Annotated in this window: 22 protein-coding genes; 15 read left to right on the top strand and 7 right to left on the bottom strand. The window is 42.8% G+C overall.

What is annotated here, in order from left to right:
* Positions 1–210 precede the first annotated feature (210 nt).
* The 3 genes from ABFV72_RS01435 to glpK all read right to left on the bottom strand — a co-directional run bounded on the left by ABFV72_RS01435 (position 211) and on the right by glpK (position 3,858).
* Positions 211–1,233: an endonuclease/exonuclease/phosphatase family protein gene (locus ABFV72_RS01435; RefSeq protein WP_347162005.1), complete on the bottom strand. Its 1,023-nt coding sequence runs from the start codon at positions 1,231–1,233 to the stop codon at positions 211–213.
* 254 nt (positions 1,234–1,487) lie between these two features.
* Positions 1,488–2,000 (bottom strand): hypothetical protein, encoded by a 513-nt coding sequence (locus tag ABFV72_RS01430; RefSeq protein ID WP_057759401.1) that lies wholly within the window; start codon positions 1,998–2,000, stop codon positions 1,488–1,490.
* A 247-nt stretch (positions 2,001–2,247) separates the two neighbouring features.
* A complete protein-coding gene (glpK, locus tag ABFV72_RS01425) occupies positions 2,248–3,858 on the bottom strand; it encodes a glycerol kinase GlpK (RefSeq protein ID WP_347162003.1) in 1,611 nt (536 codons plus the stop codon).
* A 515-nt stretch (positions 3,859–4,373) separates the two neighbouring features.
* Here glpK and ABFV72_RS01420 point away from each other — a divergent pair.
* From ABFV72_RS01420 to ABFV72_RS01400, 5 genes are all read left to right on the top strand, one after another.
* Positions 4,374–6,032, top strand: coding sequence for a TolC family protein (locus tag ABFV72_RS01420; protein ID WP_347162001.1), 1,659 nt, complete (start codon positions 4,374–4,376; stop codon positions 6,030–6,032).
* A 102-nt stretch (positions 6,033–6,134) separates the two neighbouring features.
* Complete coding sequence (locus ABFV72_RS01415; RefSeq protein WP_160020943.1) at positions 6,135–7,001, top strand: YihY/virulence factor BrkB family protein; 867 nt, start codon at positions 6,135–6,137, stop codon at positions 6,999–7,001.
* A 48-nt stretch (positions 7,002–7,049) separates the two neighbouring features.
* Complete coding sequence (locus ABFV72_RS01410) at positions 7,050–8,249, top strand: HlyD family secretion protein (protein WP_347161999.1); 1,200 nt, start codon at positions 7,050–7,052, stop codon at positions 8,247–8,249.
* Positions 8,250–8,252: 3 nt separating this feature from the next.
* Positions 8,253–9,560, top strand: coding sequence for an ABC transporter permease (locus ABFV72_RS01405; RefSeq protein WP_347161997.1), 1,308 nt, complete (start codon positions 8,253–8,255; stop codon positions 9,558–9,560).
* Positions 9,560–10,750: an ABC transporter permease gene (locus tag ABFV72_RS01400; protein WP_347161995.1), complete on the top strand. Its 1,191-nt coding sequence runs from the start codon at positions 9,560–9,562 to the stop codon at positions 10,748–10,750. The genes ABFV72_RS01405 and ABFV72_RS01400 overlap by 1 nt, the downstream gene beginning before the upstream one ends.
* A 93-nt stretch (positions 10,751–10,843) precedes the next feature.
* On the opposite strand, the gene sthA is transcribed toward ABFV72_RS01400, so the two are convergent.
* The 3 genes from sthA to ppsR all read right to left on the bottom strand — a co-directional run bounded on the left by sthA (position 10,844) and on the right by ppsR (position 14,021).
* Positions 10,844–12,493 (bottom strand): Si-specific NAD(P)(+) transhydrogenase, encoded by a 1,650-nt coding sequence (sthA, locus tag ABFV72_RS01395; protein ID WP_057759390.1) that lies wholly within the window; start codon positions 12,491–12,493, stop codon positions 10,844–10,846.
* A 100-nt stretch (positions 12,494–12,593) separates the two neighbouring features.
* Entirely contained in the window at positions 12,594–12,995 is a 402-nt protein-coding gene (locus ABFV72_RS01390) for a DUF4377 domain-containing protein (protein WP_347161993.1), read from the bottom strand.
* Between the two features lie 129 nt (positions 12,996–13,124).
* A complete protein-coding gene (gene ppsR / locus ABFV72_RS01385; RefSeq protein ID WP_101205440.1) occupies positions 13,125–14,021 on the bottom strand; it encodes a posphoenolpyruvate synthetase regulatory kinase/phosphorylase PpsR in 897 nt (298 codons plus the stop codon).
* Positions 14,022–14,734: 713 nt separating this feature from the next.
* Here ppsR and ppsA point away from each other — a divergent pair.
* The 8 genes from ppsA to ABFV72_RS01345 all read left to right on the top strand — a co-directional run bounded on the left by ppsA (position 14,735) and on the right by ABFV72_RS01345 (position 23,351).
* Positions 14,735–17,119 (top strand): phosphoenolpyruvate synthase, encoded by a 2,385-nt coding sequence (ppsA, locus tag ABFV72_RS01380; RefSeq protein WP_165597165.1) that lies wholly within the window; start codon positions 14,735–14,737, stop codon positions 17,117–17,119.
* Positions 17,120–17,233: 114 nt separating this feature from the next.
* Positions 17,234–18,214, top strand: coding sequence for an RDD family protein (locus ABFV72_RS01375; protein ID WP_134292466.1), 981 nt, complete (start codon positions 17,234–17,236; stop codon positions 18,212–18,214).
* Positions 18,215–18,505: 291 nt separating this feature from the next.
* Positions 18,506–18,910: a 30S ribosomal protein S6 gene (rpsF, locus tag ABFV72_RS01370; protein ID WP_101205443.1), complete on the top strand. Its 405-nt coding sequence runs from the start codon at positions 18,506–18,508 to the stop codon at positions 18,908–18,910.
* Between the two features lie 16 nt (positions 18,911–18,926).
* Entirely contained in the window at positions 18,927–19,157 is a 231-nt protein-coding gene (rpsR, locus tag ABFV72_RS01365) for a 30S ribosomal protein S18 (protein WP_010198808.1), read from the top strand.
* Positions 19,158–19,177: 20 nt separating this feature from the next.
* Positions 19,178–19,684, top strand: coding sequence for a 50S ribosomal protein L9 (gene rplI / locus ABFV72_RS01360; RefSeq protein WP_057759378.1), 507 nt, complete (start codon positions 19,178–19,180; stop codon positions 19,682–19,684).
* Between the two features lie 354 nt (positions 19,685–20,038).
* Positions 20,039–20,278: a hypothetical protein gene (locus ABFV72_RS01355; protein WP_057759376.1), complete on the top strand. Its 240-nt coding sequence runs from the start codon at positions 20,039–20,041 to the stop codon at positions 20,276–20,278.
* Positions 20,279–20,746: 468 nt separating this feature from the next.
* Complete coding sequence (locus ABFV72_RS01350) at positions 20,747–22,102, top strand: GntP family permease (protein ID WP_347161989.1); 1,356 nt, start codon at positions 20,747–20,749, stop codon at positions 22,100–22,102.
* Between the two features lie 112 nt (positions 22,103–22,214).
* Complete coding sequence (locus tag ABFV72_RS01345; protein ID WP_347161987.1) at positions 22,215–23,351, top strand: glycerate kinase; 1,137 nt, start codon at positions 22,215–22,217, stop codon at positions 23,349–23,351.
* A gap of 111 nt (positions 23,352–23,462) precedes the next feature.
* Here ABFV72_RS01345 and ABFV72_RS01340 read toward each other — a convergent pair whose 3' ends face one another.
* Entirely contained in the window at positions 23,463–24,332 is an 870-nt protein-coding gene (locus ABFV72_RS01340; protein ID WP_347161985.1) for a LysR family transcriptional regulator, read from the bottom strand.
* A gap of 107 nt (positions 24,333–24,439) precedes the next feature.
* Between ABFV72_RS01340 and ABFV72_RS01335 the strand changes: the two genes are divergently transcribed.
* Both ABFV72_RS01335 and ABFV72_RS01330 read left to right on the top strand, forming a co-directional pair.
* Positions 24,440–24,940: a lactoylglutathione lyase family protein gene (locus tag ABFV72_RS01335; RefSeq protein ID WP_101205448.1), complete on the top strand. Its 501-nt coding sequence runs from the start codon at positions 24,440–24,442 to the stop codon at positions 24,938–24,940.
* Positions 24,941–25,149: 209 nt separating this feature from the next.
* Entirely contained in the window at positions 25,150–25,962 is an 813-nt protein-coding gene (locus tag ABFV72_RS01330; RefSeq protein WP_347161984.1) for an enoyl-CoA hydratase, read from the top strand.
* The last annotated feature ends 19 nt before the right edge of the window (positions 25,963–25,981 follow it).

The raw sequence follows: 25,981 nt of genomic DNA, 5'->3' as shown, positions 1-25,981 counted from the left end.
TTTATAAATATAATCTTCATTGAATAGTATTTATCCTTAAATAAAGGATGGTTGACTGTTGGCTAAAATATAAAGCCTGTATGGTCACTACTATGTTCAATGCAGAGGCATCATAAACGCTTGCACATTATCAAGCAAGGGACATGAATAGGTTAAAAAATAATACTACGATCAGCAATTTAATAGAGCTAACCGTCTAATTTTATAAAGTTAATCATTGAGTTTTATTTTCGCCCTTATAATACCATGATCAGTGACTCTATCGGCATAGTCCCACTTCAAATGATCATTAAAATAATCAACTCGTTCGACATAACCGAGCGAAAACTTACTATCAGGCAAAAACTCTTCTGAGACAAATAACTGGTCGATAACTTCTGGCATGCCTTGATATATATGGGTATAGGCAACATCCTTCATCCAGCCATATCGTGCTTGAATACGAGCAGCATCAAAAAGTGCGACATCACGCATACTTTTATCGTAATTGACTTCCCCAGTTTCTGTCATCAACTGAGTAGTCACACTACCTGTAATATCATTCATATCGCCCAATAGAATCAATGGTTCACGGGTATGTTGCAATCGCTCTATGATAGACATACGGATAGAGGCCGCTTCTGCCGCGCGCATACATAAACTACGAAGCTTGGCGCGAACTCGAATATTTGGATCGTCCATGTCTTCTAATAGGTCACCATTTTCGTCACGTAAGAAAAAAGCACGTTTGCTTTTTAAATGCGCTGTAATAACTGTAATGGGCTGGCCGTACGCGTCAACACGTAACATTAATGGAGGACGGTTGAAGCGTTGATAAGGACCGATATCAGGTACATCAATAATGGCTTTTGGTGCTATATTTTCTAGCAGACTGGTTTCTAACTGCTCAAATCTGCTGATAATACCGACAGCAGGTGTATTCTGTGCACCCATGCCTTTGGTATATATACTGGCGTTATCATTACTTGCAAGTGGAATGACCGCATGCTCGGGCTTGAAACCTAATGAAACAGCTAGTGCTTCTAATGCATCACTATCCCAAACCTCTTGTACTGCGATAATGTCAGCATGCGCTTTAGCCAATAAATCTGTAAGACCTCGCAGCTTATGTTCATAGGCTTTATCGTTATAAGCTGGTGCATTTTCATAATAAGTTCGATTAGGGTTCGCAAAGTTCAGCAAGTTTGCCGTTGCGATATAAAACTGTTTATGACCTTCAGTGTTATTACTCATATATTCCCCATCGCTCTCATTATTATAGTACATAATATTCACGTATGTGTATACGCTGCAAATTTTATGCCTAAAAAAACTCCCAAAGTTAAACCTTGGAAGTTTTAAAATAGCATAAATGTTGATAAGTAGATTTACTAATAGAACTAGACATACAATTAATCTATTTTAAGTAATAGTATAGCAACCCTTAATACTAGCTAATTACTAGGTGAACTGTCTGCCTAACCGCTCTACTAGTTGCCTAAATTCTCTTATGATACGCGGTTCCATGCATCACGTGATGCTTGACGCGCTTCGTTCCATTCCATGCGAGACTCACCTTTTACTTCATGCCATGAACGCTCTAAATCTGCTTCATGATCTTCAAAACGAGCATCTACTGGATAACGAGCCCGGTTCGCATAACCAACTGCATATGCTGGATGCAAATCACGGTCGAAATCGTATTCTTCTCTATGATAATCTGCATTTGCATACTCTGCACGCCAGTACGCTTCTTCGTGAGTTGGGTCAATGGCTTCAGCTGCTGCATGACCTGCGCCGCCGCCAACGATAGCACCAATAGCACCACCAATTAGCGTACCTAATGGACCTGCCATTGTGCCAATAGCTGCACCTGCTGCTGCACCGCCTACACCGCCAATACCTGTACCTACTGGATGCGAACCTGGCTCACCGGTAATAATGTCTGCGTTTAAATCTTCTTTTGTCTCTTTTGACATATGTTTTACTTCACTGCGATCGATAGCATCATGGTTACTCATAGTATTGTCCTTAAATTATTTATTATTTATTGAATTATTTATTTGCTAATTATTAGCGGTCTTACTAAATCCAATTGAAGTATAAAAATTTATAGGTAAAGACAGATAGGCCGATTTTGTAAAATGTGTCCGTATTGCGATTATCTTGCGTTACAGCCTGTATCTTTATCACATTTGTGTAGGGCAGCCTCATACTTTGAGTAATTGTAAATATACAGCTATAATAAATTTACTAAATAAATCAATCCTATAACGGCATCAGAGACCTTTTGATAGCCTGTTGCCATTTAACAAGATGTCGCTCACGAGCATCAGCCGACATACTTGGTTCAAACACACGATCTACCTGCCATGAAGCTTTCATGGTCGATTCGTCATATAGCCCAGTTTTCAGACCTGCGAGGAGTGCTGCGCCCTTAGCCGTAATCTCTGTATCTCTAGGACGTAATACCGGAACACCTAACAAATCTGCCTGAAATTGCATGAGTAAATCATTATTTGCAGCGCCGCCATCTACTCTCAGCTCAGTCAAAGGATGAGGGCTGTCCTTTTGCATAGCGATAAGCACATCATAGGTTTGATAAGCCACAGCCTCCAATGCAGCGCGGGCAATATGTGCCTTAGTAGTGCCGCGGCTCATACCAGTGATGCTAGCGCTAATATCCGAACGCCAGTAAGGCGCGCCCAGTCCAGTAAATGCTGGTAATAGAACAACATCTTCGCTACTGTCCACTTGGCGAGCTAGTTTTTCGATATCACTACTCTGCTGAATCATACCCAAATTATCACGCAGCCATTGAACAATAGCCCCCGCCATAAAGACACTGCCCTCTAGAGCATAAGTGACTTCCTTTTTAGGCGGTTGTAGCATGCGTTTGCCTGATTGTACGATTTGGTCAAATGACAAATTGTCTGGACGAATTGGTGACGTTTTACGTTGCCATGCGATGGTGGTTAGTAGCTTATGCTCACTCAATTTTGGCTGTTGGCCAATATTCATCAGCATAAAACAGCCTGTACCGTAAGTGTTTTTGGCCATGCCTGCATCAAGGCAACCTTGCCCAAAGAGCGCTGCTTGCTGATCACCCAATACTGCTTGAATGGGTATTTGCTTTGCAAACAGACCTTTTTTGGTTTTGCCAAAATCGCCGTCGGACGATAGTACTTTAGGCAATATATGCATAGGTATAGCAAAACGGTCACAAAGTGTCTCTGACCATGCCAGCTTATGGATATCGAACAACAATGTACGAGAAGCATTGGTCACATCGATGACATGCTCCCCGCCTGTGAGCTTATAAATCAGCCAACTGTCAATCGTGCCGACCGCTATCTCACCTCTGCTGGCTCGTACACTCAGCTTCGGATTGGTTTCGAGTAACCAAGCAATCTTACTGGCACTAAAATATGGGTCTAAACGCAGACCTGTAATACGCTGAACTTCATTTGCCATGTTGACGCTATCAATGTCCTGATGCACAGGGTCATTCATACTATTGTTAGCGCTTTCAGCAGCAAGCGTCTTACAGTAATTTGCGGTGCGCCTGTCCTGCCAAATGATGGCGGGAGCCAGTGGCTTACCAGTTTGCTTATCCCATATCACAATCGACTCACGCTGATTGGTAATCGCGATACTGGTAACATCGGTGGCAAGCAGTCCTGCCCGATTAATAACATCGTGTGCACAGCTAATCTGAGTTTGCCAAATCTGCTGTGCATCTTGTTCAACGAATCCAGCTCTGGGTGTTTGCAGCGTCGTTGGCTGTTGTACCATTTTGATAGGACGCGCATGATCATCGTACAATATCGCTCGACTCGATGTGGTCCCTTGATCCAACGCTAAAATATACCCTGCCATGACACACCCTCTACTAATGTTATTTATTCTATTTGATAGCCATTTAGTGACTATTCATTGACTGCTACTTATTGAGCATTTTTTATTTTATTAATTACTACCTAAATGTTTTCATAATGAGATTAAAAACAAAATCTAACTAAAAATAAATTGCGCGAATTTAAAACGTCTTGTTGGCTATGTTGTTACTTATAAACAGATATTTAAAAATTAAATCAATCCTCTATCATACCGCTACTGGTCACACAATAGAAAACGGCAAAATACTGAGCATTGACCCGTCACCATTGTGGCTCTACAGTGTACCTCTTATGACGAATGACCGCTTGTTAGCGCTTTTAATATAGCCGTATTTTTATATTAGAATATGAATGATTTATTTAAGCATCATTTTTTCGCTAGCTGGCAAATAGTCTATAATAGTTCAGCAACTTTATATCCTGAGCAATGAAACCTATCGGTGCTGTTCCTTATTTTATAATACCTTACATTCTAATTAATGGCTTATGTGACTTATGAAATTCATTTTATCAGCGCTACCGACTGCTATGATGACAGTTGCAGTCATGAGCGTGCCTGTCATGACTTACGCGAGCACTGACGCTGACAGTATAGAAGTGTCAGATGATGTTACACCCGTGGCTGTGACACAAATCATAGATGCTGATAGTCCAACTGATAATGATAAACCAGCTATAGCGCCTTTTCATACAGTACCAAACCCTCAAAACGCTGAGTCGCAGGCATTGTCTACGCTTGTTGACCCAATTACACATAAAACAGTCGATAACAGCTACGCACTAGACGTCTCAAGCTTTTTGAGCTTAGAGCAAGCGCAGAAGCTTCTGGTACGAGTATCACCTAAAATCGCTGCCAATCAAGCAGCGATTGCCGCTAGCGAATACCAAACTGACGCGCTAAGAACTATCGACAATCCGCTCGTATTTGCTCGAGTATCCGCCAGTGCCTATCACTTAGACGAGGATGTAGATTTATCTTCTCTCAGAAGTGGTATCGTCAACGAAGTAAACAATGGCGTAGATAACATAGTCCCTCCTACAGCAGACCTACCAGACTTTGGTGAGCTGGTCGGTGAGCGTATTCCCGACTCCTATAACCTCAAGCGCTCAGGCTCTACGTCGGGCGCAGGTCTTGGTGTCGTTTGGCCTATTTATACTGCTGGGCGCACAGACGCATTGACTGGCGCCTCGGATGCACGTACGCAAGAAGCGATGGCTGATAGTGTACTGGATAAAAATGAGCTTTATAATACGTTAATTGAGCGTTATTTTAAGGCACAGTTAGCGATTATCGCTGCTTACTTACGAGAAGACGCTTACGATACATTGCAGCAGACCGACCATATGGCCGAGCGTCTGTTTGAAGAAGGTTTTATCTCACGTGTCGATAGACTAGAAGCACAGTCTGCGCTTGCGGATGCCAAGAGTGAATCCGTCAATGCCAATAATGACGCGCGCCTAGCCATGATTGCGCTACAACGTCTACTACGTACCGACTACCGTATTAAACCAACCACGCCCTTGTTTGTCTCTAGTCGCCCTTTACCAGATGTGAGCTACTTTCAGGACTTGGCGCTAAATAACCATCCTGGACTGCAAAAAGTTGCAGCCAAACGGGCACAGGCTCAGCAGTTGCATGCGCTATCAGATACAGGCTACAAACCTACGGTATTACTATACGGTTATGGTCAGGTAGAGAAAGATCCAAGCTGGGTCGCTGGTATATCTGCCAGTTGGAAGCTATGGGGTGGACTCGATAAAGCCGCATCATTAGCATCCAGTAGTGCCAAAATACGTCAGGCCGATCTCTCTGAGATTGAAGTCAGTGACAATTTATTGCTACTGGTAGAAAAAAACTGGCACGATGTCAATAATGCTCAATCACGCTATCAGGCATTGCAAAGTAATGTTGATTTGGCAGCAGAAGTATTACGACTACGTCGCTTAGGATTACAAGAAGGTGTAAATACCACGGTTGATGTAGTGCAAGCACAAACGCAATCACTTAAGGCACGTACCGAGCAAGCACAAGCTGCTAATGACTATGTACAGTCACTGGCTGCCCTTATGCAAAGCTGTGGTACGCCACTTGCTTTTAATGCTTATCTCAATGCCGCTGACATTCAATTGCCTACTTTATATACTGAGCAATGACGTAACGTGAGAAACCATAAGTCGTGCTGATAAACGCTTTGTATTACTATAAAGCCGACATCAAAAATACTATTACCAACCCTATTACGAACAGCTGCTTTTATGAAAAAATTGACCTCTAAATCGATAAAAAACTGGCTACAGACGTTACTAGAAACGTGGCGTATTGCCAACAACTCTAATGTTTGGGCGCATTGCGCAAGTGTAGGTTTCTTTGGATTCTTATCAATTTTTCCAGTGATGGCTGTGTTTGTCCTGCTTTATGGTCTTGCATTTTCTCCTGCCGAGATGCAAGAGCAAATCGCGCTTTTGAGTCAATTTATACCTGATACAGTATATGAAGTGCTCAACTCCCGTCTGAGCGAGTTGGTTTCTACGACTACGTCTGCCCTGACTTTCAGCCTGCTTATATCGTCCTTGCTCGCACTTTATGCGGGCTCTAAAGGTATTAAGTCCTTAATTATTCTTATCAACCTTGCATTTCATATTACGCAGGAGCGCAGTTTTGTACAAAGCACGATTCGCGCAGTTGGTTTGACCTTTGCAGCAGTAGTCGTATTAATTATCGCGGTCTCCTCTATCGCGATTATTCCCTTGGGAGCCGCCTACTTCCCTTTCCCTCAGATAGCAAAGACGATTGCGCTTTGGAGCAGGTGGCCCATATTGACAGGTATCATATTCTTAAGCTTTTTGGGCCTTTATCGTCTAGCCCCAAATCGTGATGCCGTCGCCCTCAAAAAATTAATGCCAGGCGCTGCATTGGCAACGGTTTTATGGATTATATTGTCCATCTTGTTTTCAATTTATGTGCAAAATTTTAATAACTATAGTGCTGAGTTTGGCGCGCTTTCAGCTGCTGTGGTCATTATGCTATGGCTCTATTATTCAGCATTTATCGTCGCTCTTGGTGCTATTTTTAATTCTGAAACTATAGACAACGCCAAACCTTATGCGTTTCGAGTGTACTAGTAATAAACCCTTTATTTTCAACTTTGTTGCTTTAGGAATCTCATTGTCATGACAGAATTACCACGCGAATCAGACGACTCAAATAAATCAGCTGATGCAACCGAGTCAGTGACCTCTCAAGATACACAAAATTCAGTCGATCCTGTAGAAGACGTGTCTGATATTGAACCAGAGCAACCGACACCTGCTTATAATCGTGACGCCTCTAAAACTGACAAATCTGCGCGTATAAAAAAAGCATTACTTGCACTACTCATACTGATTGTCCTTGGTACGATTGCGTACGGCTTATACAAAAGTAACGCGCATAGCGAGCCAGAAGTTATTACGCTACAAGGGCAAATGCAGATGCAGCAAACGTCGATCGCTGCAAAAGTGCCAGGGCGTATTGCCCAAATTATGGTAACAGAGGGTGATACGGTAACAACAGGTCAGCAACTGGTTGAGATGGATTCGCCTGAGATTAATGCCAAGATTAATCAAGCACGTGCTGGTAAGCAAATCGCGCAAAGCCAATTAGACAAAGCAGAAAATGGTGCGCGCCCGCAAGAAATCGCCCAAGCAAAAGCTGCTTGGCAAGCCAATAAAGCCGCGTCTGACTTGGCAGAAAATACCTATCAGCGTGTCAATCGCCTTTACGAAGAAGGACTGATGGCGCGACAAAAGCGCGATGAGGCGTATGCGCAATATCTCGCTACTCAAGACCAAACCGAAGCAGCCCGCTTGCAGTATGATCTGGCGTTAGAAGGCGCACGTACTGAAGATAAGTCAGCGGCCATTGCACAAGTCGCACAGGTCGATGCAAAGCTCGATGAAGCGCTAGTAGCAAAAGAGGAAGCGAACCTAAGAAGTCCTATCGCTGGTATCGTTGATAATGTCATTGTGAGTGCTGGAGAAGTCATCGGGCAAGGGGTTCCGCTCCTGACGTTGGTGGATACCAATGACCAATGGGTAGTACTTAACGTCACTGAGTCTTATTTAAATCAATTCGCTATTGGTCAGACATTTACCGGTACTATCCCAGCGCTGTCATCAGTGGATAAGCCTTATACAAAACAGTTTACCGTCTATGCGACATCGACCTTATCAGACTTTGCCACTTGGCGTCCGACCAATAACGACGATGGTTTTGATGTGCGTACTTTTGAGGTGAAAGCACGACCCTCTAAGCCCGATGCCCGTATCCGCTCAGGTATGAGTGTAGTCGTACGTATCAACCCTACTCCTGTCAATCAGAACCAAGAGTAAGCCATGCACTTGACTAAGTTAAGTGAGGCTTTTTTACGCAGTGCAGCCTACGAGCGCCGTTTTTTGGCAAAAAATCATTGGGACTTTAGCATGGTGGTATGGATACCACTGGCAACGGTGCTGCTAATATGGTGGATATTCTCACAGACTCAAATTACTGATTTGCCTATCGGAGTTATCGATCAAGACAATAGCGCTGTTGCCAATACTGCCGTCCGTTACTTAGAGGCCAGTCCTACTTTAACAGTCAGACAACTGTATTACTCCCAAGCGGATGCAGAGGCTGCGATTTTACAGCGCGATATTTACGCTGTCGTCATTATCCCAGAGGACTTTTCTCGTAATATATTATCGAGCCAGCCTGCTCCGTTGACTCTACAAGTTAATGCACAGTACGGTACGCACTCTGGTATTATTCAGGCAGGTGTCCAAGCGGTCGCTAGCACATTATCCGCAGGTGTAGAGATCAAACGTTTGGTCAAACAAGGCGTAGCGCCATCACAAGCGATGACGGCTTACGCGCCTATCAGTGTGCAGCGTATTAGCTTGTTCAATGCTGCGACCAATTATCAGCAGTTTTTGGCTTCGACCGTCATACCTGCCTTGTTACATATATTGGCAATGGTCATTGGCGCAACCACAATTGGCCGCGAGTTACGTGATAAGAATATCGGTCGCTGGTACCGTTTTATTGATACAGGAAAGCCTCATTTAACGTTATCCAGAGCTTCAAAAACGTCATCTTCGCTATCAACCAAACAAGATAGCAGCGATAACAAAGCATCATTGAATGCAAAAATGCCCCATTCGGTCAGCTTATCAGTTTTAGTATTTGGCTTATTAGGTAAATACTTTTGGCCAATACTGGCATATAGCTTGTGGTCAGCGTTGATATTGTGGCTGGCAACGTCCAATCAGAATATCAACATCATGTCTCTCATGGCAGTCTATGCTGGGTTTCTGTGCCTAATGGTATTGTCGTTTTGGCTAGGTGCTATTTTTACTTTGAATTCTTTTTCATTACGTATGGGTCTATCGACTACTGGATTTATTTCAGCACCTTCTTACGCCTTTGCCGGTGTTACTTTTCCATATATTGCGATTAGTGACAGTGCGCAATATTGGTCAAATGCCCTGCCGCTAACGCATTATTTAAAGCTCCATATTGCACAGTTACAAATGCAAGCACCGATCGCCATATCGCTACCTATCGTCTATGGTCTCATGCTTGCAGCCATAATAGCGCTAATACTTGCGGCACTATTAACCAAACGCGCATTGGCGCATCCTGAACGTTGGGGAGCACGCTAATGTCTGCACCATCAAATAATACACACTCAAAAGCTACATCAACGATCACGCCAGCATCACAAAGTTTTTGGAGCAGTTTTATCCAAACTTTCAAAGACGTTTTTGGCGATAAAGGCGTACTTTTGATGTTGATTATTGCCCCTATCATCTATGGGTTTTTCTATCCTTGGCCCTACTCGTCTGAGGTAGTCAATCATGTGCCAGTAGGTATCATTGATCATGACAACAGCAACTTATCGCGTACTCTCGTTCGCTATGCGAGTGCTAGCCCATACCTAGACACTGAACGATTTATCAATGAGCAGGCTGCCAAAGAAGCCATATGGTCAGATCAAATTGCAGGCTATATGGTGATCCCAGCTGGTCTTGAAGAACAGGTTCAGTCCGGAGAGCAAGCGCATGTCAGCGTACTGGGTAATGGCGGTTATTTTATTTTAAATAAAAACGTCCAATTGGGATTCTCTCAAGCAGTGGGTACAGTATCCGCAGGCATCAAGGTAAAGAAAAGCATTGCGAGAGGCGCTTATGCATCTACCGCAGCACAGAATACGCAAGCCGTACCACTACGGATTATGCCACTGTATAACCAAACTGAAGGCTATGGTGCTTATGTCGTACCTGCTGTCTCTGTTATTATTTTACAGCAGACACTTTTAATGGCGACTGCGATGCTGATTGGCACATGGTATGAGCAGCGCCGTCATAGTACCAGTATACGTGGCTGGCTAGGACGTATTGGAGCTTTGAGCTCGCTTAGCTTTATCGTTGGCTGCTTTTACTACGGGTGGGCGTTTGAGCTACATCATTATCCACGCGGACAAAACATGCTTGGTACGCTGCTGTTTTTGGCACTATTTTGTCCGACAGTCGCAACGCTCGGCTGCGTGCTCGGATTATGGTTCCGGCAACGTGAGCGCAGTATGCAGATCTTAATTTTTATCTCCTTACCGATATTCTTCTTGAGCGGCTACCCTTGGCCAGCAGACCAATTGCCTCAAGTATTACAAGTAATACGTTGGCTCGTACCGACTACGCCTGCAATTAACACCTCTGTGCAGCTTAACCAAATGGGTGCCAGTGTCTCTCAAGTCGCTATAGGATTTTATGCGTTGGCTGGCTTGTGGTTGCTCTATTTTGTTTTATTGCTATTTTTACGCAAGCGTATTCCGCAACCAAGAGCCTACTTGTAAACCTTCAAATTAATGAAACCTATGAGCATAAAAAAAGCGCCTGCTAATAATAGTGGGCGCTCTTTTTATTTATACGATATAAATAGCGGTGGTCTAAAACACTCGGTTCAAACCATTCAATGCTGCCACACGGTATGCTTCTGCCATCGTGGGATAGTTGAAAGTCGTATTTACAAAGTATTCAAGCGTATTGTTACTCTTGCACTTCATCACTGCTTGACCGATATGAATAATCTCTGAAGCGTGGTTACCGTAGCAATGGATACCTAGAATTTCTAACGTATCACGATGGAACAATATTTTTAATACGCCCGAACGTTCACCGATAATTTGGGCACGTGCCAGATGTTTAAAGAACGCCTGACCCACTTCATATGGAACTTTTTCATCCGTGAGCTCTTGCTCTGTCTTACCGATACAAGAGATCTCAGGAATCGTATAAATACCAGTCGGTACACTAGATACTGGCTCAGCATCACTATCACCAACCATAAATGCGGCAGCACAACGGCCTTGGTCATAGGCAGCAGAGGCTAGTGATGGCCAGCCGATTACGTCGCCCGCCGCATAGATATTATCGACGTCCGTACAGTAAGTGTCATCTACTTTTAGCTGACCACGGCCATTTGCTTTTAGCCCAATGGCTTCTAAGTTCAAGCCTTCTGTATTACCTGAGCGACCATTTGACCAAAGAATGGCGTCAGATTTGATGCGCTTACCACTCTTTAAGTGTAAGACCACATAATCATCATGAGTCTCAAGATGATCAATCTCTTCGTTACTACGGATAAGCACACCGAACTGTCTAAAGTCATGCGCGATGGCATCACTGATTTCGCTGTCTAAGTAGTTAAGCAACTGATCTTGGTTATTGATTAGATCAACTTTGTAGCCAAGTCCAGTAAAGATAGATGCATACTCACAGCCAATAACCCCTGCACCATAAATGATGATTTTTTTAACCACATAATCCATTTGCAAGATTTTGTCAGAGTCAAAAACGCGTGGATGGTTAAAGTCTAAAATCTCAGGACGGTAAGGACGACTACCGACAGTAATGATGGCTTTATTGAAAGTGATGGTTTCATAAACATTTTCATCGACTTCAATACGTAGCGTATGTGCGTCAATAAAACTTGCCCAACCTTGAATAACTTCGATACGGTTGCGCTCATAAAAACGTGTATGGGTACTGACTTGACGACGAATAACTTGACGCGCTTTGGCAAGTACTTCATTTAACGGTACTTGCTTATATTCCATCGCCTTGGTAAACATTGGATCACGGCGGAAGTTAATCAAGTTAAATACAGATTGGCGCAATGCTTTACTTGGAATTGTACCGACGTGAGTAGAGTTACCGCCTACTTGATCACGCGGATCGACGACGACCACTCTTTTACCAGATTTAGTCAATTTCATAGCAGCGGCTTCACCAGCAGGACCCGCCCCTAAAACAACGGCATCATACTCATACTCATGGTCGTCACTTTTTAGACGGCGAGAGTCTTTGGTAAAACCAGATTTAATATCGATTCGTGTGTCATCGAGCGGATTCACTAGGTCGGGATGATGCATGACATCATCAGTCACTTGCTCGTGGGTCTGCTCTATCTTTTCTTTTTTGTTTTTACCTTCGGTATGTTCAGGGCTTGGCACGTGTCCGCTAGATTTATTTGATACTTCGGTATGAATATCTTTACCAGTATCGTTGGTCTCGTCGCTTGCACTTTTACTTACCATGATGTCCTCTTTATATTTATTTATCGAGTAAATGTTTGAGATATAAATGAATCAATATGTCGATGAGTTTGTATCATGTAGATAAATGAATACCGCCCTACTAAGGCATGCCCACCATACGTTGTGACAATATGTTTTGCAATGTCCAATGACCAGTAGCACTCTGTTGCCCTTCATCAATCTGCGGGCGGGCGCTAATAATGTACTCTGTACCAAGGGCTGGTTTGAAATCGTCGATCCAGTCATAAGGAATCTGGAATACGCTACCGTCTTTAGATTTAGCAAGTAGGCATTGCATTGGCAATTCTGAAGCACAAGCCACACGGTTTGGCATAACGGTCAATGTCTGTGCTTCTCCCAATACGATACTTGGAATATAGCGCGGTTCAGGCACTGGATCCTTTGCAAATGGTGATGTTTGACAAGCACTCAGTAAAGTCGCGGCACTGATTAAACCTGCCAGCAACAACGATGGCTTTATAGATTGATAGGCTGAAATCATAATATTCTCTATACGATAATTATCTAGGATGAAATGATGTATGTTAATTAGTGTTTTTTGCGCATTTATTAAAGCTGCCTGAACACTTATTGATACCGATTGAACAGATACTGTTTAAGCTGATATTCACTACCCGATACGGCGTTTGAGACCTGTCATCTGCAAAATACGTGTGGCAATTTCCTCAACAGACATCTCTGATACATCTAAGCTTGGGATACCATGCGTGATATAGATACCCTGAATCGCGCGCTGCTCTTGCTGGCATTGCTGATAGCTAGAATAACGGCTGCCTGCACGGCGCTCTTGACGGATTTTTACTAAGCGATCAGTATCAATAAGCAAACCAAATAGTTTGTCTTTGTGCTCACGTAATGCTTTCGGCAACTGATTGTCGTACAAATCATCTTCAGTCAAAGGATAGTTAGCCGCTCGAATACCGAATTGTAATGCTAAGTATAAAGAAGTCGGCGTCTTACCAGAGCGCGACACACCCACCAAAATAATATCGGCTGCATTATAGTGACGAGTACGCGCGCCATCATCATTGTCTAAAGCAAAATGCACTGCATCGATCCGCTCTTTATAGGTTTCAGAGTCGACATCATCATGTGCATGGCCTGAATGACCATCTGGCTCTACACCAGTCTCTTCTGCAACACGGCCAATCAGACCTTCATACATATCTAAGTTACAGCTGTGTGCCGAGTTAATTTTTTCGCGAATCTCAGGATTGACGATCGTATCAAACACCAATGGCAATGAACCATCGCGCTGATACGCCATATTGATTTGTTCAACCGCATCTTCTGCACGCTCTAAGCTATCGACGTATGGCAATACTCTTGTCTCAAAAGGAACTGAGGCAAACTGACTCAAAATAGCACGTCCAAGTGTCTCAGCTGTAATCGCTGTGCCATCTGAGATAAAAAACGCTGTTCTAATGGCTTGTGAGCTGTCCAAGTTTAGCGCGTGGCGATTTTGGATAGTGGACTTAACTTGTTCAGATGGATTGCTTGAGTACATATCGTTGACACCTCGGTTGAAAACTCAATAGTGACCTTCATTTAGTTTTTGGTATAGATCTTAGTAATAATTCAGACTTAGCAAACGTTTAGCAGTTATTGACTATTAATAGTATTGCTTTGACCATCTGACAGCGTGACTTTTACTTGGCTTTTTATAGTTACCTTTATAACTCGTATAACTAGGCTTTATAACTGCCTTCTTAAAACGAGCCTTTTTCAGCACCTATACCGCACATTTATCATGCAATGTGCATCAACTATCTATGCGCTACATTATACGCATATTAGCCTCTTAATAGAAATCAATGTTACAGGCGTACACTTAGCACCAACATTGTCTTTCAACTTGTCGTCATAGTTAATTCACTTCTCATTAAGGCGTTTTTTATGCTTCTTCTATTATGCTTTTTTTATACAGATACATAAGATTGAAACATAAATTATGGAAATACTCTGAATGTGGCTTATTTGAATTCATCTATTTTATGCAGTAATTGGCTTTTATAAGCGCATAACATCGTCACTAACAATGATATTTTTCATCCGAGTAAATACGAAACCTGATGGGACTGGACCCAATTTATGTAGCAAACCCCACAATTTGTATATTTTTAACAAGTTTTTTGGTGAAAACCCTCGAAATTGTCCTAATATGGCGGTATAATTCACCGTTATAATCTTTACTAAATAACCTTATTTTCTGGAGTTATCATGGCAGCGCAATCTACAGCACTTGTAATCAATCTTGATCAGCTAGGAAAAGACGACATCGAAATGGTTGGTGGTAAGAACGCTTCGCTTGGCGAAATGATCAGCCATCTTTCTGATTTAGGCGTTAGTGTTCCAGGCGGCTTTGCCACCACTTCAAATGCATTCAACCGCTTTTTGACTGAAACGGGCTTGCTTGACAAAATCAACAGCGAGCTAAAAACACTAGACGTAAATGATGTTAATAAGCTTGCGGCTACTGGTAAGAAGATTCGTACTTGGATTATTGAACAAGAACTGCCAAAAGATCTTGAGCAAGAAGTACGTCAATCATTTGAAACCATGAGTGGCGGCGAAGATATCGCTGTTGCTGTACGTTCTTCTGCCACTGCTGAAGATTTGCCAGATGCGTCATTTGCCGGTCAACAAGAAACCTTCTTGAACATTCGCGGTATTGATAACGTCCTGATTGCTATTAAAGAAGTATTTGCCTCTCTATATAACGACCGTGCAATCTCTTACCGTGTACACAAAGGTTTTGAGCACGAAGGTGTTGCACTATCTGCTGCCGTACAGCGTATGGTACGTTCAGAGACTGGTGCTGCTGGTGTTATGTTCACGCTAGATACCGAAAGTGGCTTTGATCAAGTGGTATTCATCACCTCAAGCTATGGCTTAGGTGAGATGGTTGTACAGGGTGCGGTTAACCCAGATGAGTTCTACATCTCTAAGAAATTGCTAGCCAATGGTAAGCCGTCAGTTATCCGTCGTAACCTAGGTAGCAAGCATAAGAAAATGGTTTATGGTGATGAAGGCAGCACCGCTAAATCAGTTAAAACCGTTGATGTTGAAAAACAAGATCGCATGCAGTTCTCTTTATCTACTGAAGAGCTAACCTCACTTGCCAAGCAAGCGGTAACGATCGAGCAGCATTATGGCCAAGCGATGGATATCGAGTGGGCAAAAGACGGCGATACTAACGAAATCTTTATCGTTCAAGCACGTCCTGAGACTGTTAAGAGCCGTCAAGACAGCAACGTGATGGAACGTTATGTCATCGACACGACTGGCGCAAAAGTATTGTGTGAAGGTCGTTCAATCGGTCAGCGTATCGGTTCAGGTAAAGTGCGTATCGTTAGCAACCTAAACGAGATGGACAAAGTAGAAGAGGGCGACGTACTCGTATCAGACATGACTGATCCGGATTGGGAACCAGTTATGAAGCGTGCTTCTGCTATCATCACCAACCGTGGTGGTCGTACCTGTCACGCTGCTATTATCGCGCGTGAGCTAGGTGTGCCAGCTATCGTTGGTTGTGGTAACGCAACTGAGCTATTGGTCGATGGTCAAGATGTGACTGCTTCTTGTGCTGAAGGTGACACTGGTTTCATTTATGAAAGCCAGATTGATTTTGAAGTACAGACTAACTCTGTTGAATCTATGCCAGAGCTAGCATTTAAAGTCATGATGAACGTTGGTAACCCAGATCGCGCATTCTCATTTACCCAAATGCCAAACGAAGGTATTGGTCTTGCACGTTTAGAGTTCATCATCAACCGTATGATTGGTGTCCATCCAAAAGCGTTGCTAAACATGAACAGTTTGCCACGTGAAATTGCACAAGCAATCCAAGAGCGTATCGCAGGCTATGCATCACCTGTTGACTTTTATGTTGATAAATTGGTCGAAGGTATCTCAACCCTAGCTGTTGCCTTCATGGATCAGCCAGTGATCGTTCGTATGTCAGATTTCAAATCAAACGAATACGCTAACCTGCTTGGTGGTAAATTATACGAGCCATCAGAAGAGAACCCAATGCTTGGTTTCCGCGGTGCTAGCCGTTATGTGTCTGATAATTTCCGTGACTGTTTTGAGCTTGAGTGTAAAGCACTAAAACGTGTACGTGATGACATGGGCTTGACCAACGTTGAGATCATGATTCCATTCGTACGTACTGTTGGTGAAGCCAAAGAAGTCATCGAGTTACTTGAGAAAAATGGTCTAAAACGTGGCGAAAACGGTCTACGCGTCATCATGATGTGTGAGCTACCAACCAACGCCCTATTAGCAGAAGAGTTCCTAGAGTACTTTGATGGTTTCTCAATCGGTTCTAACGATTTGACTCAGTTAACGCTTGGTCTTGACCGTGACTCAGGTATCGTCTCGCATTTATTTGATGAGCGTGATCCTGCTGTTAAGAAGCTATTGTCTATGGCTATCGAAGCTTGCCGTAAGCAAAACAAATACGTCGGCATCTGTGGTCAAGGTCCATCAGACCATCCAGATCTAGCGTTCTGGTTGATGGAGCAAGGTATTAGCTCAGTGTCATTGAACCCAGACTCAGTACTAGATACTTGGTTCTTCTTAGCTGGTGAAGAAGCGAAGTAAACCGCTACGTTTAGTCACAGCGGTCATTCACACAGTCATTAAAGATACCACTATTAGGGTCTATTTGATTTTTTCAAATAGACCCTAATATAATGTCCTAAGACATGACTAACTATGCAGGCAATTATGCAGATTTTCCTTGCTCGAAATAACGTACAAGCTGGCCCATATCAGTTGGAGCAGCTGAATATCATGCTGGCATCTGGTGAAGTATTGCTTGATGATTTGATGTGGCATGAAGGCTTAGCTCAGTGGCAGCGCGTAGGTGATCTTACCAATAACCAAACGGTTTATCGCCCGACCGGTGCTAATACGCCTGAAGTAAATGACTCTATCATCAATAACGTGACCGTCTTCCCTGAAGATACCAATAAAGCGAAAGATGATAAGTCAGTATCGTTAGATAGATTATATGGCAAGCCTGAACGTCCTAAAAACGTGAAAGCCGACATGACGACCAATCGTCATCAAACGCCGCACAACAATGTCTCATTAAACAAGTCTACTCTCAAAAAGGCTGTTGCAGACAATGACAAAGTCGTCGGCAACGTGGTACTTGCGCCGATTATGTCACGCGTATTGGCGACTGCATTGAATGGCTTGCTTTATATATTGGCTATACTGCCGCTAGTAATGGCATTGACTAAGATGGATGTGGACTATACTAAGTTCCAAAACATTCAAGATATGGATGCCGCTTATCAATACTCAATGACGCTGATGGAAAGTCTTCCTAGTAGCACATTGATGATGTCACAAGTGATGGTCTTCGGTCTATTTGCCTTACAATTGGTATTTATTACCATGCGCGGTCAATCGCTAGGCAAGCTAATCACTGGTATTCGTGTCGTGGATCAAACCACGCATCGTCTACCTTCGTTTATTAAATTGATTGGTACACGTACGTTATTATTGTTTATTATCTATAACTTACTGTTTTCGTTTACCAGTTTTTTAGGCTTTGTGATTATTGCTATCCATTATTACATGGCATCTAAAAGCCCTGAAAATATTGGTTGGCATGACAAACTTGCCAAAACCTTAGTGGTAAAAGCAGACAGTAGCCAACTGGTAAAAAAGTCAAAATCTGAATAACAGTATTTTGGTTTGGTTATTGGTTTTATAGCTCGTTATAATTAAAAAAGCTGCGTACTATCGCGGCTTTTTTATTTAGCACAGCTTATTTAGCCTCTTTTTATATTTTATTGGCAGTAGCTTGGTGATTAACCTTTGTGTTAGTTGCCGAGTACTGTTATAATACGGCGCTTTATAAACTAAGCTTATTCTTGATTGTTTTTTATAAAATATGACTAGAATTGGGCTTACCTTATAAATCTCCTTGCTATTAACATAGGGTTAATAGCTACTAATCCGTAAGGAGTCATAATGCGACATTACGAACTGGTGTTACTTGTACACCCAGACCAAAGCGACCAAGTGGTCGGCATGGTTGAGCGCTACATCAAGTTAGTTCAAGACAACAACGGTGTTATCCATCGTCTAGAAGATTGGGGCCGTCGTCAACTGGCTTATCCAATCAACAAGATTCACAAAGCTCATTACGTTCTTTTCAACATTGAAACTGACGGTGAAACTTTAGCTGAACTTGAAGAATTATTCCGTTATAACGACGCGATCATTCGTAGTCTAGTTATGCGCCGTGACGAAGCTGTCACTGAAGAGTCGCAGTTAGCCAAGAATGCCGATGAAAAACGCGCACGCAAAGCAACTACTCGTCGTCCAGACAATCGTGAAAACGATAATGACGACAACGACAACAGTGAAGACTAATTAAAGGAGAATACTCATGGCACGTTTCTATCGCCGTCGCAAATTCTGCCGTTTCACTGCTGAAGGCATCACTCACATCGACTATAAAGATGTTGAATTGCTAAAACAGTACATTAGTGATAATGGTAAAATCGTACCAAGCCGTATTACTGGTACATCTACTAAATATCAGCGTCAATTAGCGACTGCTATCAAGCAAGCTCGTTACTTATCGCTACTTCCATACACTGATAACCATCAAGGTTAACCGCTAACTAGGAATGACTCATGCAAATTATTTTGTTACAGCGTATCGTCAACCTTGGTAAACTCGGTGAAACTGTCGATGTAAAACCAGGTTACGGACGTAACTTTCTTATCCCTCAGGGCAAAGCACTACCTGCTACTAAAGCTAACATTGAAAAGTTCGAAGCACGTCGTGCTGAACTTGAAGCTGAAGAAGCAAAAGAGATCGCTGTTGCTCAAGAGCGTGCTGATGCATTGACTGACGTTAATGTTATCATGCGTGCTAAATCAGGTGACGAAGGCAAGCTATTCGGCTCTATCGGTACTCGCGATATCGCTGAAGCATTGACTAACTCAGGTCTAGAAGTAGACCGTGCTGAAATCAAGCTACCTGAAGGCACTCTACGTCAAGTTGGCGAATACAATGTTGATATTCAGCTACACCATGACGTTACTGCTAGCATCTTAGTTACTATTCTTTCTGAAGATGGTAACAACGAAGATTCAGCTGACGAAGAAGCTGCTGAAGAAGACTATTCTGAAGAGTAATCTTCTATGTAGTTAGACTCAGTCTGCAAAAAGCCAGCAACTTAGGTTGCTGGCTTTTTTACGTGCGTCATTTTTGACATTAGAGTTTATGTATTTAGATTATTTATATCACTAACTTGCACTCTTTTATCTCGATAAATTAGGATTTTATATATTCCTAAACAGCTTAGGATTCTCAAAAAATCTATTGCTATGATAGCGGTGTTATCTGTGCAATGTTGCAGTAACTAAATGCAACAACTACCTTAAAAACGCTATACCAAACAACAAGATACTGCCTATATAATCATCTTTATTACTATTAGCAGAATTGATAATCTACTGCTATTTAATATACTAATAGGGCGCAAGAATATGAAAGACAATAATAACATTCATACCAATGACAAGCTTATCTGTACCCAAGGTAATGCATACTACTCCGAAGGTGAGGTGTATACAGTTGGCAGAATAGTCAATGACAAATATTTTCAGCTGCTGACCAGTGGCAATGATGATCATTGGTATGCCACGCTGGATGATCAAGGTATTTATGTCAGCTTTGATACTGCAACTGCTACCAATAACAAAGCTTTTTTTGATAAGATTGCCTAACTATAAATAACGGTACTTCTTAGAATACCTATCCTAAAAATAATTATTACTCAGGTAGGTAAATATTGTTTAGACAAAAACTGGTCATTATAAATGGCCAGTTTTTTTTGTTTGAAGTCTTAGCAATTGCTAGTTATAAAAGTATTTCCACACATCTCTTCGACGTTTTCTTACTAATTACCCTCATTTCAAAATTAAGTCTCTCTCAATTTTTTGTCAACAGCGCCAACTATTTAACGAATCTATTTCCTAGCGGCGTCTATTTGCTATAAAATATGCCCCTTTAAAATTTCGTATCGTTAGTGATGCAGATAGTTCGTTCGATATCGTTTAAATGTAGACATGGTAAAAGCCTGTGAAAGTACTACACAGAGTAGACTTAGCACGCTAGATACCGTGTTTAATCTCGATATAATTGGCTGTATTGCATTGGTAATCAATTAAGATATAAACCATATTGAGACAGTGATGATTGTATTTTGGCTTGTACTGACCATTCTTTTTATTATTTTCGCTACCGCAAAATTAAAGTGGCATCCCTTTTTAGTGTTGATTTTATCCGCTTTTTTGGTCGCGCTATTTTATCAAGTACCGCTTAATACGGTCGCCAAAACGATCTCTGATGGTTTCGGTGGTATCTTGGGCTATATCGGTCTTGTGATTGTATTTGGTACGATTATTGGTTTAATCCTTGAAAAAACGGGTGCGGCTATCGTAATGGCAGAGTCTGTTATTAAAGTATTGGGGCCACGTTTCCCTACTTTGACCATGTCTATCGTCGGTGCAGTCGTTTCGATACCTGTATTTTGTGACTCTGGCTATATTATCTTGAACTCTCTAAAAGAGTCTTTGGCTGAGCGTCTACATGTATCAAGTGTCGCGATGAGTATTGCCTTGGCCACTGGTCTATACGCTACCCACACCTTTGTACCACCGACGCCAGGCCCAATCGCAGCGGCAGGTAACTTAGGCCTAGAGTCAAACTTAGGTTTGGTTATTATGGTCGGTGTGGTCGTGACAGCAGTTGCGGTACTGGCTGGCTGGTGGTGGTCTAATCGCTTCCTTAACGCCACTCCTGACAATATCAATGCGGCAGACGCTCCAGCAGCAATGCCTGAAGGAATGAAAACTCGTGATGATTATAATCACTTGCCTTCAGCAACAATGGCGTTTTTACCAATTATCGTGCCTATCGTATTGATCTGCTTATCTTCGGTTGCTAATTTCCCAAGCGCACCATTTGGCAGTAACATGGTAGCGGAAATTCTGATATTTATTGGTAACCCATTGACTGCGTTACTTATCGGTTTGTTCTTATCGTTTTTCTTGATTAAATCAAGCCAAAAAACGCAAGAAATCAGCGACAGTATCTCGCAAGGTTTGGTAGTAGCAGCCCCTATCCTATTGATCACTGGAGCTGGTGGCGCGTTTGGTGCCATGCTAAAAGTTACGCCGATTGGCGATTACCTAGGTTCGACGCTATCTGCTTTGGGTTTAGGTATCTTCATGCCATTTATCGTTTCTGCTGCGCTAAAAACAGCACAAGGCTCAACCACAGTCGCATTGGTTACGACTTCTGCTATGGTTGCCCCACTATTGAGCCAGATTGGCCTAGACAGCGAACTTGGACGCGTGTTCTGCGTGATGGCAATTGGTGCTGGTGCCATGACCATCTCACATGCCAATGACAGCTTCTTTTGGATTGTTAGCCAGTTTAGTCGTATGAGCGTGGCACAAGCGTACAAAGCTCATTCAATGGCCACTGGTATCCAAGGCGTGACTAGCATCGTATTTATCTGGTTGTTGACTCTAGTGTTTATCTAGTTCATGAAATTGGGTATTTATACACACGTTTATTTGATTATTACTAAGTAAACGTTTTAAAACATGACACTATCGCAATGATCGTGTCATTAAGATATTCAAAGAGAGCCGTATGAAAATTTTGATCGCCCCTGACTCGTTTAAAGAAAGTTTAGAAGCACTTGATACTTGCCACGCCATTCAATCTGGCTTTAGTCAAGTGTTTCCAGATGCTGACTACAAGCTGTTACCAATGGCCGATGGCGGTGAAGGCACCTCAGCGGTATTGTCTTATATATTGGGCGGGCGCTGGAAAGAAGTCAGAGTACATGACCCATTGATGAGACCGATTACGGCAAAGTATCTGTTATTGCCAGACGCGACCGCTGTTATCGAAGTGGCTCAAGCGTGCGGATTGCACCTACTGACAGCTGATGAGCGTAATCCCGTTATTGCGAGTAGTTATGGTGTTGGGGAGCTGATCGAAGATGCGTTAGCAGAAGGTGCTAAGCGTATCGTCATTGGTCTAGGTGGTAGCGCAACCAATGATGCAGGCCTTGGCATGCTAATGGCGCTAGGCATAACATTTCATGACATAAATGATAGCCTACTCACTCATGGAGGTGGCGCACTTGCCAGCCTACATAAGCTCGATAATACAAACCTTCATGCAAAGATATCAGACACAGTATTTGAAGTTGCTTGTGATGTGACCAATCCATTATGCGGTCTGCTGGGTGCAAGCGCAGTATTTGGGCCACAAAAAGGCGCTTGCCCAGAACAAGTCAATACCTTGGATAAAGCACTCAGTCACTTTGCGACCATCTGTGGACAGCATGGCTATGAAGACTGTCAATACGTTGAAGGCGCTGGCGCGGCAGGCGGTCTTGGCTATGCGATGATGACGTTCTTTCAAGCTCAGCTAAAGTCAGGCTTTGATACGGTTGCCGAAGTGGCTCACCTGTCACAGCATATCGCAGAGGCTGATCTTGTCATCACTGGCGAAGGTAAGCTTGATGCACAAACAGCCATGGGTAAAGTGGCAGGCGGTATCAGCCAAATCGCTAAGGTTAGCCGTACACCTGTCATCGCTATCTGCGGCAGCGTCGATGGGCTAAAACCTGCTCAGACCAGCCAGTTCGATGTGGTCATGCCGAGTATCCAAAAAGTAGACACGATTGATAATGTGTTGGGCTCTGCTTATAACAATATTGAGACTACTGCTGCTAATATCGCTGCAAGTATCAAACTTGGTCAGACTTTAAAATAGACGCAATCTTTTATAGTCGCAATCTATCAATGAACATCTTTTGTTAAACGCACAGCTATTGAACTTTCGATTAACCCTTCATTAGCTGTGCATTTATCATTCTCAACATACCTATAGCCATTTTTTTACTTCATTAATGACCGTATGCAGTCTATTAGAAAGTGCCTGCTGTCGTCTGACTGCCAGATATAGCGTTTCGCTAACGGCAACTGGTAAATGATGACTGCTAATCAGTTCAGGCTTCGGATAGGCAGCCACTGCATGTGCTGGCAAAACAGTAAAGCCGATTCCCCTGCTGACGGGCTCTAGTATCAGGCCAATCTGATTCGAAAAGCCTTTTTTCTCAAAATCATTAATATGCTGGAATTGCTCATAATTGGCAGTCAGTAGCATGCCTGCATGATGGGCGCCATCTGGATGATCGATAAATCCAAGCTCGATAAGCTGCTTCCAGCTAGGCTCCACTGTAGCCGCAGGGGTTACTAGTATCAATGCTTCTTGCGCCATAGGTTTGCAACTAACCGTTTCATCGTCTGAGATATCTGTCATAAAGCCAATATCAATCTCGTGATTTGCCAGCGCCCGCTCAATATCAGAATTGGGTGCAAAACGGTAATCAATGACTAGTTTTGGATGCTGCTGCTGTAGTGTCAAAAGCTGCGGATATAACTTGAGTCCCACACTACCCGGTGACATCAACCGCACCAATCCTTCATAAGGGGGATCTTCACCGATTCGCTGTTCTAAATTTGATAATCGCTGCAATATCTCGCCTGCTTCTTTATAAAGCTGCTCACCTGCATTGGTCAATGAGAACTGCTTTCCTTGTCGAATCAACAAGTCTGTATCTAGTTGCTCCTCTAACTTACTTATGTGTTGGCTCACACCAGACTGCGTCATATATAGACGTTCAGCCGTGCGGGTAAAGTGCCCAACTTCAGCAAGCGTACAGAAAGTTCGTAGCCATGTGATATTTATCATTACGTTTTATACTTATTTATATAATATTTGATAATTTTACATAATGACGGAGCCTTTGTATACTGGCCTCACGTTAAACAAGAGTACAGCAAACAGGAGCACAAACTATGAACAACGTTTATCCAAGAAGCTTTTCGCACATCGGTCTGTCAGTTCCTGACTTAGATGCCGCCGTAAAATTTTATACTGAAGTGATGGGTTGGTACACCATCATGGAACCAACTGAGATTGTCGAAGATGACAGCCCGATTGGTGAGATGTGTACTGAAGTATTTGGTGCAGGTTGGGGCAGCTTCCGCATCGCTCACTTGTCTACTGGTGACCGTATCGGTGTTGAGATTTTTGAATTCAAAAATCAAGAAAACCCTGAAAACAACTTTGAATATTGGAAAACAGGTATCTTTCACTTCTGCGTTCAGGATCCAAATGTTGAAGAACTGGCTGAGCGTATGGTTGCAGCAGGTGGTAAAAAGCGTATGGAAAAACCACGCTACTACTATCCTGGTGAAAAACCTTACCGCATGATTTATATGGAAGACCCGTTCGGTAACATCGTTGAGATTTATAGCCACAGCTACGAGCTTATCTATAGCGAAGGCGCATACTAATCTCAAGATACATACAGCTTAGTATAAATTTAAGTTAGTATAGATTTAGATTATATCTGATTGAAAAACCAATAGCGTACTCATCATCTGAGCGCGCTATTTTTTCGTGCGCTTTCTATGTGCTCCATCTATTGTATAGAATGTGAGCCATGCTACTATTTAGTCAGCTATATATAAAACTATAAACCACCCATTATCAAGGATGATAAATGACTCAATCTGACATTACTCTAGACCTAGACGACCTTCTGGTTATTAGAGAAGACAGTAAAGAAAGTGGCGTAGTCACGCTGACCTTAAACCAACCAAAACAATTCAATGCGTTGTCCGTTGAAGTGCTGTCTGCCATGCAAACAGAGCTAGACAGTATCGCTCAAGACGATACGATCAGAGTCGTGGTTATTCAAGCCACAGGCAAAGCATTCTGTGCTGGTCATAATCTAAAGCAAATGCGCGCACACGACGATGAAGCATTTCACCGTGCTCTATTTCAGCAATGTAGCAAAATGATGCTTACCATCAACCGTATGCCGCAAGTCGTTATCGCAAAAGTACAAGGCATTGCCACAGCCGCAGGATGTCAGCTGGTCGCCGCTTGTGACTTGGCCGTTGCCGCTGATGATGCAAAATTTGCCACCTCTGGGATAAACGTTGGACTGTTCTGCTCCACACCTGCCGTTGCTGTCAGCCGTAATCTACCTCGTAAGCAAGCGTTTGAAATGCTAATCACAGGTGAATTTATCGATGCGCACACTGCTTTACAATATGGCTTGATCAATCGAGTTGCGCCAGCAGAGCAACTTGATCAAACACTACAATCACTCATAAAAGCAATCACTGCCAAGTCTCCGGTAGCAGTGAGAACTGGCAAAGATATGTTTTATAAGCAGCTGGGTATGAACATCGAAGACGCGTATGACTATGCCAGTGAAGTTATGACGGGCAATATGATGGCAGACGATGTGGGTGAAGGGATTGATGCTTTTATTGAAAAGCGCCAAGCAGTATGGAAAGGGTGTTAGTACCTATGTCACTAATCAT

Origin of the sequence: Psychrobacter proteolyticus (assembly GCF_039762275.1) — a bacterium.
Taxonomy (GTDB): domain Bacteria; phylum Pseudomonadota; class Gammaproteobacteria; order Pseudomonadales; family Moraxellaceae; genus Psychrobacter; species Psychrobacter proteolyticus_C.
This window is presented reverse-complemented; position numbering and strand designations above follow the sequence as displayed.

Excerpts from the sequence above, each read along its gene's own strand:
- ABFV72_RS01435 (WP_347162005.1), bottom strand. The coding sequence starts at position 1,233 with ATGAGTAATAACACTGAAGGTCATAAACAGTTTTATATCGCAACGGCA.
- ABFV72_RS01430 (WP_057759401.1), bottom strand. The coding sequence starts at position 2,000 with ATGAGTAACCATGATGCTATCGATCGCAGTGAAGTAAAACATATGTCA.
- glpK (WP_347162003.1), bottom strand. The coding sequence starts at position 3,858 with ATGGCAGGGTATATTTTAGCGTTGGATCAAGGGACCACATCGAGTCGA.
- ABFV72_RS01420 (WP_347162001.1), top strand. The coding sequence starts at position 4,374 with ATGAAATTCATTTTATCAGCGCTACCGACTGCTATGATGACAGTTGCA.
- ABFV72_RS01415 (WP_160020943.1), top strand. The coding sequence starts at position 6,135 with ATGAAAAAATTGACCTCTAAATCGATAAAAAACTGGCTACAGACGTTA.
- ABFV72_RS01410 (WP_347161999.1), top strand. The coding sequence starts at position 7,050 with ATGACAGAATTACCACGCGAATCAGACGACTCAAATAAATCAGCTGAT.
- ABFV72_RS01405 (WP_347161997.1), top strand. The coding sequence starts at position 8,253 with ATGCACTTGACTAAGTTAAGTGAGGCTTTTTTACGCAGTGCAGCCTAC.
- ABFV72_RS01400 (WP_347161995.1), top strand. The coding sequence starts at position 9,560 with ATGTCTGCACCATCAAATAATACACACTCAAAAGCTACATCAACGATC.
- sthA (WP_057759390.1), bottom strand. The coding sequence starts at position 12,493 with ATGGTAAGTAAAAGTGCAAGCGACGAGACCAACGATACTGGTAAAGAT.
- ABFV72_RS01390 (WP_347161993.1), bottom strand. The coding sequence starts at position 12,995 with ATGATTTCAGCCTATCAATCTATAAAGCCATCGTTGTTGCTGGCAGGT.
- ppsR (WP_101205440.1), bottom strand. The coding sequence starts at position 14,021 with ATGTACTCAAGCAATCCATCTGAACAAGTTAAGTCCACTATCCAAAAT.
- ppsA (WP_165597165.1), top strand. The coding sequence starts at position 14,735 with ATGGCAGCGCAATCTACAGCACTTGTAATCAATCTTGATCAGCTAGGA.
- ABFV72_RS01375 (WP_134292466.1), top strand. The coding sequence starts at position 17,234 with ATGCAGGCAATTATGCAGATTTTCCTTGCTCGAAATAACGTACAAGCT.
- rpsF (WP_101205443.1), top strand. The coding sequence starts at position 18,506 with ATGCGACATTACGAACTGGTGTTACTTGTACACCCAGACCAAAGCGAC.
- rpsR (WP_010198808.1), top strand. The coding sequence starts at position 18,927 with ATGGCACGTTTCTATCGCCGTCGCAAATTCTGCCGTTTCACTGCTGAA.
- rplI (WP_057759378.1), top strand. The coding sequence starts at position 19,178 with ATGCAAATTATTTTGTTACAGCGTATCGTCAACCTTGGTAAACTCGGT.
- ABFV72_RS01355 (WP_057759376.1), top strand. The coding sequence starts at position 20,039 with ATGAAAGACAATAATAACATTCATACCAATGACAAGCTTATCTGTACC.
- ABFV72_RS01350 (WP_347161989.1), top strand. The coding sequence starts at position 20,747 with ATGATTGTATTTTGGCTTGTACTGACCATTCTTTTTATTATTTTCGCT.
- ABFV72_RS01345 (WP_347161987.1), top strand. The coding sequence starts at position 22,215 with ATGAAAATTTTGATCGCCCCTGACTCGTTTAAAGAAAGTTTAGAAGCA.
- ABFV72_RS01340 (WP_347161985.1), bottom strand. The coding sequence starts at position 24,332 with ATGATAAATATCACATGGCTACGAACTTTCTGTACGCTTGCTGAAGTT.
- ABFV72_RS01335 (WP_101205448.1), top strand. The coding sequence starts at position 24,440 with ATGAACAACGTTTATCCAAGAAGCTTTTCGCACATCGGTCTGTCAGTT.
- ABFV72_RS01330 (WP_347161984.1), top strand. The coding sequence starts at position 25,150 with ATGACTCAATCTGACATTACTCTAGACCTAGACGACCTTCTGGTTATT.